The sequence below is a fragment of the Limnohabitans planktonicus II-D5 genome, from assembly GCF_001270065.2.
Lineage (GTDB): Bacteria > Pseudomonadota > Gammaproteobacteria > Burkholderiales > Burkholderiaceae_C > Limnohabitans_A > Limnohabitans_A planktonicus.
Genome location: NZ_LFYT02000008.1, coordinates 68128 through 80889 on the forward strand (window position 1 = coordinate 68128; position 12762 = coordinate 80889).

Annotated in this window: 14 protein-coding genes; 6 read left to right on the top strand and 8 right to left on the bottom strand. The window is 60.5% G+C overall.

Annotated features, from left to right (window positions below; all coding sequences use genetic code 11):
* Positions 1 to 7: 7 nt before the first annotated feature.
* Complete coding sequence (locus tag H663_RS28885; protein ID WP_053171809.1) at positions 8 to 988, bottom strand: PhoH family protein; 981 nt, start codon at positions 986 to 988, stop codon at positions 8 to 10.
* 85 nt (positions 989 to 1073) lie between these two features.
* Here H663_RS28885 and ruvA point away from each other — a divergent pair, with 85 nt between their 5' ends.
* Together ruvA and ruvB are read left to right on the top strand one after the other, a co-directional pair.
* Entirely contained in the window at positions 1074 to 1649 is a 576-nt protein-coding gene (gene ruvA / locus H663_RS28890) for a Holliday junction branch migration protein RuvA (protein WP_053171810.1), read from the top strand.
* Positions 1650 to 1663: 14 nt separating this feature from the next.
* On the top strand, positions 1664 to 2710 hold the full coding sequence (gene ruvB / locus H663_RS28895; protein WP_053171811.1) for a Holliday junction branch migration DNA helicase RuvB: 1047 nt from the start codon (positions 1664 to 1666) through the stop codon (positions 2708 to 2710).
* 207 nt (positions 2711 to 2917) lie between these two features.
* Here the strand turns inward: ruvB and H663_RS28900 are convergent, their stop codons facing one another.
* Entirely contained in the window at positions 2918 to 5143 is a 2226-nt protein-coding gene (locus H663_RS28900; RefSeq protein ID WP_053171812.1) for a PhoX family protein, read from the bottom strand.
* Positions 5144 to 5365: 222 nt separating this feature from the next.
* On the opposite strand from H663_RS28900, the gene H663_RS28905 reads away from it, so the two are divergent.
* The 4 genes from H663_RS28905 to H663_RS28920 are packed head-to-tail and all read left to right on the top strand — an operon-like array spanning position 5366 to position 8542.
* The gene (locus H663_RS28905; RefSeq protein ID WP_053171813.1) at positions 5366 to 6409 is read left to right on the top strand and encodes an ArsJ-associated glyceraldehyde-3-phosphate dehydrogenase; all 1044 of its coding nucleotides are present in this window, start codon (positions 5366 to 5368) and stop codon (positions 6407 to 6409) included.
* A gap of 1 nt (position 6410) precedes the next feature.
* Complete coding sequence (arsJ, locus tag H663_RS28910; RefSeq protein ID WP_053171814.1) at positions 6411 to 7667, top strand: organoarsenical effux MFS transporter ArsJ; 1257 nt, start codon at positions 6411 to 6413, stop codon at positions 7665 to 7667.
* Positions 7664 to 8023: an ArsR/SmtB family transcription factor gene (locus tag H663_RS28915; RefSeq protein WP_240620462.1), complete on the top strand. Its 360-nt coding sequence runs from the start codon at positions 7664 to 7666 to the stop codon at positions 8021 to 8023. The genes arsJ and H663_RS28915 overlap by 4 nt, the downstream gene beginning before the upstream one ends.
* 30 nt (positions 8024 to 8053) lie before the next feature.
* Positions 8054 to 8542, top strand: a complete 489-nt coding sequence (locus tag H663_RS28920) for an arsenate reductase ArsC (RefSeq protein WP_053171816.1) — start codon at positions 8054 to 8056, stop codon at positions 8540 to 8542.
* A 388-nt stretch (positions 8543 to 8930) separates the two neighbouring features.
* On the opposite strand, the gene H663_RS28930 is transcribed toward H663_RS28920, so the two are convergent.
* Genes H663_RS28930 through H663_RS28955 form a run of 6 tightly spaced genes read right to left on the bottom strand, consistent with a single transcriptional unit; the run spans position 8931 to position 12735 of the window.
* A complete protein-coding gene (locus tag H663_RS28930) occupies positions 8931 to 9575 on the bottom strand; it encodes a histidine phosphatase family protein (RefSeq protein WP_053171818.1) in 645 nt (214 codons plus the stop codon).
* Between the two features lie 22 nt (positions 9576 to 9597).
* Positions 9598 to 10239 carry a DUF4136 domain-containing protein gene (locus tag H663_RS28935; RefSeq protein ID WP_053171820.1) on the bottom strand — a complete coding sequence of 214 codons (642 nt, stop codon included), beginning with the start codon at positions 10237 to 10239 and terminating at the stop codon, positions 9598 to 9600.
* A gap of 18 nt (positions 10240 to 10257) precedes the next feature.
* Complete coding sequence (ttcA, locus tag H663_RS28940) at positions 10258 to 11196, bottom strand: tRNA 2-thiocytidine(32) synthetase TtcA (protein WP_053171822.1); 939 nt, start codon at positions 11194 to 11196, stop codon at positions 10258 to 10260.
* A 5-nt stretch (positions 11197 to 11201) separates the two neighbouring features.
* Positions 11202 to 11573, bottom strand: coding sequence for a dihydroneopterin aldolase (locus H663_RS28945; protein ID WP_053171824.1), 372 nt, complete (start codon positions 11571 to 11573; stop codon positions 11202 to 11204).
* Positions 11570 to 11965, bottom strand: a complete 396-nt coding sequence (locus H663_RS28950; RefSeq protein ID WP_053171826.1) for a dihydroneopterin aldolase — start codon at positions 11963 to 11965, stop codon at positions 11570 to 11572. The genes H663_RS28945 and H663_RS28950 overlap by 4 nt, the downstream gene beginning before the upstream one ends.
* A complete protein-coding gene (locus H663_RS28955) occupies positions 11962 to 12735 on the bottom strand; it encodes an SDR family oxidoreductase (RefSeq protein ID WP_053171829.1) in 774 nt (257 codons plus the stop codon). Before H663_RS28955 ends, H663_RS28950 begins: the two co-directional genes overlap by 4 nt.
* Between the last annotated feature and the right edge of the window lie 27 nt (positions 12736 to 12762).

Here is a 12762-nt window from a genome sequence, read left to right on the forward strand (position 1 = left end):
TCAGAATTCAATCGTCGGTGGGCAAAGGCTTGCGGCGGGTGGTGACACCTGCCCGCATGGCGGCGCTGCCTTGCGCGTCGTAGGCGTCCACAATGCGGGCCACCAGCGGGTGACGCACCACGTCGGCACTCGAAAAGCGCGTGAAAGCAATGCCCTTGACGCGCTTCAAGACCCGCTCGGCGTCGATCAGCCCGCTCAGCTGGCCTTTGGGCAAGTCAATCTGGCTCACATCGCCCGTGACCACGGCTTTGGCGCCAAAGCCGATGCGGGTCAGGAACATCTTCATCTGTTCGGTGCTGGTGTTTTGTGCCTCGTCCAGAATCACAAAGGCGTTGTTCAGCGTGCGCCCGCGCATGAAGGCCAGCGGTGCGATCTCGATCGCGTTGCGCTCAAAGGCTTTTTGCACCTTGTCGTAGCCCATCAGGTCGTAGAGCGCGTCGTAAAGCGGGCGTAAATACGGGTCCACTTTTTGTGACAGGTCACCCGGCAAGAAGCCCAGTCGCTCGCCCGCTTCGACGGCCGGGCGCGTGAGCACAATGCGTTGCACGCTGCTGCGCTCCAGTGCATCCACCGCGCAAGCCACGGCCAGATAGGTCTTGCCGGTGCCAGCCGGGCCGATGCCAAAGGTGATGTCGTGGTTGGCGATGCTCTCCAGATAGGCAGCCTGCACCGGGGTGCGGGCCTTCAGGTCGGCGCGGCGGGTTTGCAAGGCGGGCAGGTCGGCTTCTTCGCCCCCGCTGTCGCCCACCAGCATGAGCTGCACCATGTCGGGCGCAATCGGGCGGTCTGCGCGTTCGTAGATCGCCTGCAAAATCTCCATCGCCCGCAGCGCCACGGCCTTGGGGCCGTCCACCTTGAACTGCTCGTGACGGTGGGCGATGCTCACCTGCAGGCCCGCCTCGATGGTGCGCAGGTGCGCATCCATGGGGCCGCACAGGTGCGACAGGCGGGTGTTGTTGTGCGGCGTGAAGGTGTGTCTGACGATCAAGTTGATAATCCTGAATGGGCGCGGTGACGAGTGGTCGAAAACCGTGCATTTTCCCCCATGATAGGCATTTGAAGGCACCCTCTCCATGATTGGCAAACTCACCGGCATCCTGAGCGACAAAAACCCACCCGAGGTGGTGGTGGACTGCCACGGCGTGGGCTACGAGGTGAATGTGCCCATGAGCACCTTCTACAACTTGCCGGCCACGGGCGAAAAAGTCACCTTGGTCACGCACTTTGTGGTGCGCGAAGACGCGCAAATCCTGTATGGCTTTGCTACCCTGAGCGAACGCGAAGCCTTTCGTCAGTTGATCAAAATTTCCGGCGTCGGCCCCCGCACGGCCCTGAGCGTGCTGTCAGGCATGAGCGTGACCGATCTGTCCCAAGCCATCACCACGCAAGAAGTCGGGCGGCTGGTCAAAGTGCCCGGCATCGGCAAGAAAACCGCCGAGCGTTTGCTGCTCGAACTCAAAGGCAAACTGGGCGGCGACATCGGCGGCTTGTTTGCCGTACACACCCCCGACGCGCAAAGCGACATCCAGCAAGCCTTGCTGGCGCTGGGCTACAGCGACAAGGAAGCCGCTGCGGCCCTGAAGAGCCTGCCCGTGGACGTGGGTGTGAGCGAGGGCATCAAGCTGGCGCTCAAGGCCTTGAACAAATGAAGATGAACTGAGCCATGAGCATCCGCACCGACGACTTCGCCCCCCAGCCCGAACCCCGGGTCATTTCCGCGGCCCCAGTGTCCCACCAAGAAGAGGCCATTGAGCGCGCCCTGCGCCCCAAGCTGCTCGATGAATATGTTGGGCAAGTGAAAGTGCGTGAGCAGCTGGAGATTTTCATCAGCGCCGCCAAGATGCGCGAGGAGCCGCTGGACCATGTGCTGCTGTTTGGCCCGCCCGGTCTGGGCAAGACCACGCTGAGTCACATCATTGCCGCCGAGTTGGGCGTGAACCTGCGCCAGACCAGTGGCCCTGTGCTCGAAAAGCCCAAGGACCTGGCCGCGCTGCTCACCAATCTGGAGCGCAACGATGTGCTTTTCATTGACGAAATCCACCGCCTCTCGCCCGTGGTCGAAGAGATTTTGTATCCGGCGCTCGAGGACTATCAGATCGACATCATGATCGGCGAAGGCCCGGCGGCGCGGTCCATCAAGTTGGACCTGCAGCCTTTCACGCTGGTGGGTGCGACCACACGGGCGGGCATGCTCACCAACCCCTTGCGCGACCGCTTTGGCATCGTGTCGCGCCTGGAGTTCTACACCCCCGAAGAGCTGACCCGCATCGTGACCCGCAGTGCCGGGCTGCTCAAAGCCCCGATTGACCCCGAAGGCTCGTTCGAGATCGCCCGCCGCTCACGCGGCACGCCGCGCATTGCCAACCGCTTGCTGCGCCGGGTGCGCGACTATGCGGATGTGAAGGGTGACGGCACCATCCACAAGGCCATCTCGCAAAAAGCCCTGGTCATGCTGGACGTGGACCCGGAAGGCTTTGACCTGATGGACCGCAAACTGCTGGAAGCGGTGATCCACCGTTTTGACGGCGGGCCTGTGGGGCTGGACAACATCGCCGCCAGCATTGGCGAAGAGCGCGACACCATAGAAGACGTGATCGAGCCGTATTTGATCCAGCAAGGCTATTTGCAGCGCACCCCGCGTGGGCGCATCGCCACACTGGCGGCCTTCAAGCATTTAGGCGTCACGCCGCCCAAGTCATTTGGGCAGTGAAGCGCTTGATGCCTTGAAAAACCACACTGAGTCTGGATGTGGTGGGGCAACAGCTCGCCCCATGGTTGAGGCCTTGGCTGCGCCACCCACATTGAACCGATCAGACCCACAGCCAGCGGCAAACAGCCAGCGGCAAAAAATGCCCCTGTGAATGGGGGCACTTTGAGTGCCGAACGCAGCCTCACCGAGGCGCGTGTTTCTTGCGGCTTACAGCCCGATCACCCCGCCATCTTGGCGTGTGATCACGATGGTGGCTGAACGTGGACGGCCCTGGACACCATAACCCTGGTTACCGGGCCAGACGCTTTGTGGGGCTTCGCCCGAAGCCAGCGGCTTGGACAACTCGCCGGGGTGTTGGATGTTGACAAACAAAGTGCGGCCGTCGGCAGTTTCCGTGATGCCGGTCACTTCCGCACCCTTGGGGGCCACCAAGAAGCGGCGCAGTTTGGCATCACCCAAAGCGGCGCCCATAAAAGTTTCTTGTGTGCCGGTTTGCTCCATGCCACCGACCACCATTTTGTTTTTCACGGTGACTTTGCCGCCGTCACCCACCTGGCCCGGAATGGCGGCCAGCATCATGCAGTTGGATTCGTCGGTCATGGCACCATCGTCGGTCTGAATCCAGCAGATGCCAGTGGCTTTGCTGAACCACAGACCGTCAGGCGATGAGAACGCGTTTTTGGCACTCAAGCCGGACAGGTTGGCATCGCCCGAGTCTTCTTCTGCACCGAACAGGAAAATGTCCCAGGCAAAGGCTTTGGCTGTTGACTTGCTGTCCGACTCTTTGAAGCGGATGATGTGGCCGTTGGGGTTGCCCATACCTTTGTTGCCGTCCAAGTCCATGTAAGCGCGGGGGTTGGCCGCGTCCACTTTGCTGGGCGTGCGGTTGGCCGCATTGTTGTTGGTCAGCGCAAAATAGATTTCACCGTTGCGGTGGTTCACGGCACCCCACTCTGGACGGTCCATCTTGGTGGCACCGACAGCATCGGCTGCATGGCGTGCGTTGATGAACACATCGGCCTGGTTGGCGAATTTATAAACACTGTGGTTGGCAATGCGTGGATCGGCGATGGTCAACTCCAGCCATTCGCCTTGGCCTGTGGCATCAAAGCGCGCTGCGTAAAGTTTGCCTTCACTCAGGTACTTGTCGCCGGCCACCAAACCGCCACCCACATCACGCGGATCCCAAACAGCCGTTGAGACAAACTTGTAGATGTACTCGTTGCGTGCGTCACAGCCCATGTAAAAGGCCAAGGGTTCGCCCGCCTTGGGCAGGCTGCAAACGGCGGCCTCGTGTGCAAAACGGCCCATGGCCACGCGTTTGGCGGGCGTGGAATTGGGCGCAAGTGGGTCGATTTCGACGTTGTAGCCAAAGGTGTTGGCTTCGTTACGGAAGTCTCTTTCTGCATTGGCACCAGTGGCCGCCAAATTCCAGCGGGCAAAACGGTCGTCGGTGGCCGAGACGGTGTGCCAGCCTTGGCTGATGGCTTTTTGCACACCGGCAGCGGGCGCTGAAGCAGCGACGCCATAGCGGCGGCGTGACGCCACTTCTTTGGGTGACAGGCCGGTGCCGGTGCCCGCGGCCTGAAAGTAAAACGCCCAGTTTTCTTCGCAGCCCAAATAGGTGCCCCAAGGGGTTTTGCCGTGGCCGCAATTGTTCAAAGTGCCGCGCGCCATGGCTCCGGCCGTGTCCCAACGGGTCACCATGAAGCTGCGGATGTTGTCGATTTCAGCGCGCGGACCACTGATACGGGTCGGCGTTTGGGCGGTGATGCGACGGTTGAGCGGGGAATCTTGCTTGATGCGCCAGCCCTGAGGGGTTTTGACCATCTCGACCACCGAAACACCGTGGTGGTTGATTTCCTTGAGCACTTCCAATTCAGGACGTGAACCCAAGTCCCAAGAGCCAAATTGGTCGAACTTCTTGCCGCTCACGCCATTGGAGGTTTGGCCATTGGGGTGCATGAAGTGCGCATCGGCCGAGCTTTCGTGGTTCACACACAGCACGGCACGGCCGGTTTCCTTTTCGGAGTAGCGGCCATTGGCGTCGATGTAGTAGATGTCCATGCCGTCGTGGTGGTCACCAATGCGGCGGGACCAGTCATCGGTCTCAACGCCTTTGTTGGAGTAAGCAGGCAGCGTTGAATCCAGTGCGTCGCCCGTGGCGTGCAAAACCGTGTACTGATAACCGGGCGGCAAAATCACGTTGTCCAGCAGACTTTTGTCCAAGGAGGGGAAACCCAGCGCCGAAGGTGCTGCGGCCATGCCCGACACCATGCTGGCGCAACCGGGCAGCATGGCCAAACCGGCCAGGCCCAAGCCACCCCGCAACAAGCCTCGGCGCGCAGGGTTTTGCAGCGATTGAGCCAAAACATCCTGAAAGTGAAGGTTGTTCGAGGTGTTGAAGACGGGGTCGTGATCGTGGTGCGACATGGAAACTCCAATTGAAAACGCCTATTGAAAGGGTTTTGTGTGACCGTTTGATGTCAAACCAGCCTTGGCAGCGAGGGCAGCGCTCACACGGGGAAGGATTCGCAAACTCATTGCTGCGAGTCCAAGTGTTTCGCAAGAGCGGTCAAAACTTGTCATGGTTGCGTCACATAAACGTGGCAAAGTTCGCGCATTGATATTTCCAGAACCATCGAAGGATAGAGCATGAAAGTCGGAATCAACGGTATGGGCCGGATCGGCCGTTTGGCCCTGCGTGCGGCCATGGGCGCTGCCGAGCGCCAGCAAGACGACCCTCGCGCAGGCAACCGCCTGGAGGTGGTGCACTTGAATGAACTCAAAGGCGGCGCAGCGGCCACCGCACATTTGCTGGCTTTTGACTCGGTGCAGGGCAAGTGGCGCGAACGCATCGAGGCTGTTGGCGACAGCCAAATCCGCATCGGTGATCGCACCCTGGGCTTTTCGTCGCACGCCAACCCAGCCGACATCCCTTGGGGCGACCTGGGTGTGGACTTGGTGCTCGAATGCACCGGTAAATTTTTGACACCCGAAACCATCCAAGGCCACCTCGACCGGGGTGCCAAGCGGGTGATCGTGGCTGCACCCGTGAAGGTGGGCGATGTGCTGAACATCGTGGTGGGCGTTAACCACACCTTGTACAACCCGGCCAAAGACCGCATCGTCACGGCCGCATCCTGCACCACCAACTGCCTAGCCCCTGTGGTCAAAGTCGTGCACGAAGCCATTGGCATCAAGCATGGCCAAATCACCACCATCCACGACCCCACCAACACCAACTTGGTGGTCGATGCCCCACACAAAGACCTGCGCCGCGCCCGCAGCGCCATGGTCAGCCTGGCCCCCACCACCACCGGCAGCGCCACGGCCATTGCCCTGATTTACCCCGAACTCAAGGGCAAGCTCAACGGCCACGCGGTGCGTGCCCCGGTGCTCAATGCGTCGCTGACCGACTGCGTGTTCGAGATGAAGCGAGAGACCAGCGCCGAGGAAGTCAACGCCCTGTTTGCCGCTGCGGCCCAAGGCCCCTTGGCGGGCATTTTGGGGTACGAAGAGCGACCTTTGGTGAGCGTGGACTATGCCCGCGACACGCGCAGTTCCATCGTGGACGCGCTGTCCACCCTGGTGACCGACGGCACGCTGCTCAAGATTTACGCCTGGTACGACAACGAGATGGGCTACGCCTGCCGCATGGTGGACTTGGCCTGCCACATGCACGAGGTGGGCATCTGAGATGAACGCTGCTGAAAGAAATTACGGCATCGTCACTGCAGCCTATTGGGGCTTCACCCTGACCGACGGCGCATTGCGCATGTTGGTGCTGCTGCACTTTTACAAGCTGGGTTATTCGCCGTTCACGCTGGCCTTTTTGTTCTTGCTCTACGAAGGTGCGGGCGTGTTGGCCAACCTGATTGGCGGCTGGCTGGCCACTCGCTATGGCATTGCCCGCATGCTCACGGTGGGCCTGGTCACGCAGATCATCGGCTTTGGATTGCTGTCGGCCTTGCAACCGGAATGGACAGCGGCCATGTCGGTGGCCTGGGTGGTGCTGGCGCAAGGCGTGTGTGGTGTGGCCAAAGACCTCACCAAAACCGCCAGCAAGTCGGCCATCAAGATCACACAAGCGCAAGCCAAAGACACGGGCAACGGCCAACTCTTCAAGTGGGTGGCCTGGTTCACGGGCAGCAAAAACGCCATGAAAGGCTTTGGCTTTTTCCTGGGCGGTTTACTTTTAGAGACGCTGGGTTTTCAGGGCTCGCTGTGGGCCATGTCGGGTCTTCTTGCCTTGGTGCTGGTCGGCGTGGTGAGCAGCTTGCCGCCCATGATGGGCAAGAGCAAGCCTTCGGGCTCGGCCAAAGAGCTGTTCGCCAAAAATGCGGGCATCAACGCGCTGGCGGCCGCCCGCGTGGCTTTGTTTGGGGCGCGTGATGTGTGGTTTGTGGTGGGCGTGCCGGTTTTCCTCTACTCGGTGGGCTGGACCTTCACCATGGTGGGCGGTTTTTTGGCGGCTTGGACGATTGGGTATGGCTTGGTGCAAGCGCTGGCACCACAGATCGTGCGCCGCAGCGCCGATGGCCTGAGCCGCGAGGTGCCTGCCGCGCGTTGGTGGTCGGCGGTGCTCACGCTGATTCCTCTGGGCATTGCCGCGGCCATGTGGCTGCAGGCGCCGCAGTTGCAGTGGTGGGTGGTCGGGGGCCTGAGTTTGTTCGGCTTTGCCTTTGCCATCAACTCGTCGGTGCACAGTTATTTGGTGCTGGCCTATGCGGGCTCTGAAAAAGCGGCCGAAGACGTGGGCTTTTATTACGCGGCCAATGCGCTGGGCCGTTTCATGGGAACTTTGTTATCGGGTTTGCTCTACCAATGGGGCGGGCTGCTGTATGCACTGCTGGGCTCGGCACTGATGCTGCTGGTGTGTTGGCTGACCACGCTCCGACTGCCCATGGGTGTGCCCATGAACACCCCCATGCCGCCAACAGGCACGCGGCCATGAACGCCAAACAGGAAGAGGTGGGGATAGACGAAGACCTTGCGGTCAAGGCGTTGGCGGCCCTGGCCCAGTCTTCACGACTGCGCGTGTTCAGGGCCATTGTGGGCGCGGGCCCCGAAGGCCTGCAACCAGGACAGCTGTCCCTGGCACTGGATGTGCAGGCCAACACACTGTCTTTTCACCTCAAGGAGTTGCATCATGCCGGGCTGGTGAGTGTGCAGCGTGAGGGGCGCTTTTTGCGCTACCGCGCCGACATGGCTGTCATGCAAAGCCTGGTGGGGTTTTTGACGGCGCATTGCTGCCAAGGCCTGCCATGCACAGACATGCCCCTGATGACGTGCAAAGCGGGCAGCAGCTGACCAGCAATTTTTTTCAATGGAGAACGTCCCGTGGCCCGATACAACATCCTGTTCATCTGCACCGAAAACTCCTCGCGCAGCATCATGGCCGAAGCCATCATGAACCACCTGGGGCCGCACCGGTTTGTGGCCTACAGTGCGGGCAGCCATCCAGCTGGGCACGTCAAACCTGAAGCGCTGCATTGCTTGAATCGCAACCAGCTGAGCACCGAAGGTCTGCGCAGCAAAAGCTGGTCCGAGTTCGCCGCCCCAGATGCACCGGTGATGGACTTTGTGATCACTGTGTGTGACAACGCGGCGGGTGAAGTCTGCCCCGTGTGGCCAGGTCAGCCCATGACCGCGCATTGGGGCGTGGCTGACCCGGACCGTATCGGGAGCACCGACGCTGAAAAAACTCAAGCATTTTGGGAGGCATTCATGAAGCTGCACCGGCGCATTTCGATTTTGTTGAGCCTGCCCATCGATAAACTGGATCGGCTGGCGCTGAAAAAAGAGCTGGATCAGATCGGCCGGTCTTGAAACCCATGGCCAGCTGTTCTCGCTGGGCGTCAATTGGCTCATCCAGCCCTTCACCATGGTGGCTTTAGGCGTGCTGTTTTTCAAGCACCTGTTAGCACCTTGGGTCGATCCGCAATCGGCCCATGAATACATCGCAGGGATGATCCTATTGATCCGGCCCGCTGAAGTTTGAACAGTGTGAGAAATGTCTTCCGTAGGTCGGTACTCGCAGAGTCCGACATGATGGGTTTTGACACAGACCCCTGTCGGGGTCTTCGACCGCCGACCTACAGCGTCTTTGAGCATTGAAAACTTCACAGGGCCAAATCAATAGGAAGGCGGCCCTTGCCGTGACAAGCTGGGGAGCTGGATGGCAAGAAGGTGTTGAGTACTGCGCAACACGAAGCCCTCAGGTGCTGGTTTCTTCCTTGCCAAGGGCATCCAGATGGGAGGTGTCGCCCCAGCCCACCAGTGACAAGCCTTGCGGTGTCCACAGCAACCGGTTGACGGCGGTGTTGGTCAGTTGCCAGGTGCGCGGCGCTTGCAATTCCAGCCGGGTGGCGGCGCGGTACAGGATGTCGAGCACACCGCCGTGCGCCACCATCACGATTTGCTCGCCGGGGTGGCGTGCGGCCAGTTCGTTCACAGTGTTGACGATGCGTTCGCGCAGCATCTGCAAAGATTCGCCCCCTTCGGGAGGCGTCCAGTCGGGGGTGCGTTTGCGCCAGTGCCAGGCCTGCTCGGGCAGTTCGACTTCGATCTCGGCAAAGGTACGGCCTTGAAATGCACCAAAGTGGCGTTCGCGCAAACCAGGGTGCGTGTTCACGCTTTGACCTATGGCCTGTGCTATGGCCTGGGCTGTGATGTGGGCGCGCGACAGGTCGCTGGCATAAACCGCATCAATGGCGTCCTGCTGTACCAGCGCTTTGGCCAGATGCTGCGCTTGGCGCAGGCCCACTTCGTTGAGCGGAATGTCCAGATGGCCTTGCAGGCGGGTGTCGACGTTCCAGGAGGTTTCGCCGTGGCGAATCGCCAGAATGCGTGTGGGTTCCATGAGTTCGGGGGAGGGCGGCGCTTTAGCGCGGCAGTTCGATGTTGACCCGGCGTGGCCCTGCCGGCGGGTTGGGAAAGTTGGCCAGTGCAGCCTGAAACAGGGTGGCGAAAATCGGCACGCTGTCGCTCCAGGGGCCTGCGTGGCTGGCGCGGGTTTCATAGACCACTTGGCCCGATTTCAGATCACGCATGATGACACTGACTTCGCGGCGGTAATGCGTGGGCGGCGGAAAGCGCATGCCCATGCCCAGACCGATGTGCGAACCAAAGCCCCTGCCAAAGCCCGAACCGATGGCGATGCTGCCATAGGGCGACCAGCCTGGACCCAAGGGTCTGCCCCAGGGGTCGGCCTGGTATTGCGTACCGCTGAAGCCCACCATCACGCTCAGGCTGGCATTGGCATCGTCGCGCACCAAACCTACGGCGGTCATGGCGGCTTGGGCTTGCTGTTCGGCCAGCCCGGCTTCGGGGTTGTGCACTTGCGAGGGCAGGCGCTCGAAGCGGTATTTGGCCCCTTGCAAACTCATGCCTGACGGCACGGCAGCCACAGAGACCACATCGCTGTCGATCAGGCGCATCGAGGCGCAGCCTGTCAAGAAGGTCAAGGCCATAGCGGCCAAGGCCATCGAAAACCACCGCGTGAGCTGTCGAGTTTCTGTGCGCATGACCTGTCCTCCTGAGGATTACATCGAGATGACCTGAATGCCCGGCAAGGACGCTTCCTTGAACTCTTCTTCGTCAAAAGCCTTGTCGCCGTCGTCCGATTCGATGCCGGTGATCTTCAGGTCCTTGAAACCGTGCAGCTTGGCGTCCATCAAATGCGAGGGCACCACATTTTGCAAAGCCGCAAACATGTTTTCAATCCGGCCAGGGTGCTTCTTTTGCCACTCGCGCAGCATGTTGCCCACCTGCAGGCGCTGCAGATTTTCCTGGCTGCCACACAGGGTGCACGGAATGATGGGGAACTGTCGGTGCTCAGCCCAACGGATGAGGTCGGTTTCGGCCACATAGGCCAGTGGGCGGATCACCATGAACTCGCCGTTGTCGCTGACCAGCTTCGGAGGCATGCCTTTGAGCTTGCCTCCAAAAAACATGTTCAAAAAGAAGGTCTGCAGCATGTCGTCGCGGTGGTGGCCGAGTGCCAGCTTGTTGCATTTCAGCTCACGCGCCACGCGGTACAAAATGCCCCGGCGCAGGCGCGAACACAGGCTGCACATGGTCTTGCCTTCGGGGATCTTGTCTTTCACGATCGAATACGTGTCTTGCGTCTCGATGTGGAACTCCACGCCCAGCTCTTTGAGGTATGCAGGCAGGATGTGCTCAGGGAAACCCGGTTGCTTTTGGTCCAGGTTGACCGCCACCAGCTCGAAGTCGACCGGGGCGCGGGCCTTCATCTTGAGCAGGATGTCCAGCATGCCGTAGCTGTCTTTGCCGCCCGACATGCAGACCATGATGCGGTCGCCCGCTTCGATCAGGTTGAAGTCACTGATGGCTTGGCCCATCTGGCGGCACAGGCGTTTTTCGAGTTTGTGGGTTTCACGCTCGATCTTGATGGCCTTGGCGGCCTCTGATTCGGCTTGCGCTTGTACCCAGGCGTTGTCGGTTTCTGTGTCTGTGTTCATGAGGTTCACCACTGTCCGGTTTCCATGCGAATGGCCACTTCGCAGTCTTCAAAAATTTCAAGTTTGGCAATCTTGACGCGCACACCCAAAACGCCGGGCAATTGCATCAGGCGGTTCGAGAGTTTGCCAATCAGCGTTTCCAGCAGGTTGATGTGCTCAGCCGTGCATTCGTCGATGATGATTTTGCGCACTTTGCGGTAGTCCAGCACATGGTGGATGTCGTCGTCGCTGGGCATCAGGGGCTGCGTGCCCAAGTTCAGCTCGGCATCCACCTGAATCGGTTGCGGGTCGGTTTTTTCGTGTTCCAGGATGCCCAGGTTGGCGTCAAAGCGCAAACCGGTCAGCTCCAGAGTTTGGTGTCCGGCTGGGGTCTTCATGTCGGGCTTTTGGTCTGAAAAATTTCAACCCCAACCGCTTCGCAGTCCGGGTACACATCGGGTTTGCAGCTGGACAGGCGCACCGCCTGCACTTGCGGGTGGGCGATCAGCTCGCGCATCAGGTCGTCGCACAAAGTCTCTTGCAGCACGATGTGGCCTTGGGCCACCCGGCGGGCGATCACCTCGCGGATGAAGTCGTAGTCCACCACCTCGGCCAGGTCGTCTTGTGTGGGGGTGGACGCGCTGTAGGGCACAAACAGTTCCACATTGAAGACGATGCGCTGGGGGCCGAGCTTTTCAAAGTCGTGCGCGCCGATGCGCACGTCTACCGTGTGGTTGCGCAAAAACAGGCGGCGGCAGTTCAGCGCCAAATCGGTCATCAGCTCGCTCATGCGGGGTCTTTCGGTTCACCCAAAAACATCACGTCGCGCGCCAAAGGCACCAGGTGCTGGCCGTTGTCCACGCACACCGTGGTGCCGGTGATGCAGGGGTTTTGCGCCAGAAAAACGCAAGTGGCAGCCACCTGCGCCGGGTCGATCGGCTCGCGCAAGAGGTTCACGCGGCTGTTGCGGTCAAAGTTCTCTTGGGTTTGCGGGCCGCTTAAAAACATCAGGCCCGGGGCCACCCCGCACACGCGCAAGGGGGCCAGGGCTTGGGCTTGCAAAGCCACAGCGCGCTCCAGCGCCAGTTTGGAGACGGTGTACGAAAAATAGTCCGGATTCAGGTTGAACACCTTCTGGTCCAGGATGTGGACCACGCTGCGCTGGCCGGGCAGGGCCTTGGGCGCTGCTTGTTGGGCCATGAGCGAGGCCAGCAGCATGGGCGCGATCAAATTTACTTCGAGTTGCAGGCGGGCGCCGGACAAGTCCATGTGGGTGCCCTCGTCCGGCTCGAACAGCGAGGCGTTGTTGATCAAACAGTCGAGCGGCCCGTGGCTTTTCGCGATGTGAGCCATCATTTGTTCGACTTGTTCGCTCTGGGCCAGATCGGCTTGCACGCATTCCACATGGCCCCCAGCGGCCTGCAGTTCAGACTGCAGTGCTTTGGCCGCATCGGCCGAGCGTTGGTAGTGGCACCACACGCGCCAGCCCGCCGCCGCGAATTGGCGAACGATCTCTGCGCCCAGGCGGTGAGCGCCTCCAGTGACCAGAACTTGTTTCATGACGTGGGTAGGGGAGATGGGACTGCG

Excerpts from the sequence above, each read along its gene's own strand:
- ruvA (WP_053171810.1), top strand. The coding sequence starts at position 1,074 with ATGATTGGCAAACTCACCGGCATCCTGAGCGACAAAAACCCACCCGAG.
- ruvB (WP_053171811.1), top strand. The coding sequence starts at position 1,664 with ATGAGCATCCGCACCGACGACTTCGCCCCCCAGCCCGAACCCCGGGTC.
- H663_RS28900 (WP_053171812.1), bottom strand. The coding sequence starts at position 5,143 with ATGTCGCACCACGATCACGACCCCGTCTTCAACACCTCGAACAACCTT.
- H663_RS28905 (WP_053171813.1), top strand. The coding sequence starts at position 5,366 with ATGAAAGTCGGAATCAACGGTATGGGCCGGATCGGCCGTTTGGCCCTG.
- arsJ (WP_053171814.1), top strand. The coding sequence starts at position 6,411 with ATGAACGCTGCTGAAAGAAATTACGGCATCGTCACTGCAGCCTATTGG.
- H663_RS28915 (WP_240620462.1), top strand. The coding sequence starts at position 7,664 with ATGAACGCCAAACAGGAAGAGGTGGGGATAGACGAAGACCTTGCGGTC.
- H663_RS28930 (WP_053171818.1), bottom strand. The coding sequence starts at position 9,575 with ATGGAACCCACACGCATTCTGGCGATTCGCCACGGCGAAACCTCCTGG.
- H663_RS28935 (WP_053171820.1), bottom strand. The coding sequence starts at position 10,239 with ATGCGCACAGAAACTCGACAGCTCACGCGGTGGTTTTCGATGGCCTTG.
- ttcA (WP_053171822.1), bottom strand. The coding sequence starts at position 11,196 with ATGAACACAGACACAGAAACCGACAACGCCTGGGTACAAGCGCAAGCC.
- H663_RS28945 (WP_053171824.1), bottom strand. The coding sequence starts at position 11,573 with ATGAAGACCCCAGCCGGACACCAAACTCTGGAGCTGACCGGTTTGCGC.
- H663_RS28950 (WP_053171826.1), bottom strand. The coding sequence starts at position 11,965 with ATGAGCGAGCTGATGACCGATTTGGCGCTGAACTGCCGCCGCCTGTTT.
- H663_RS28955 (WP_053171829.1), bottom strand. The coding sequence starts at position 12,735 with ATGAAACAAGTTCTGGTCACTGGAGGCGCTCACCGCCTGGGCGCAGAG.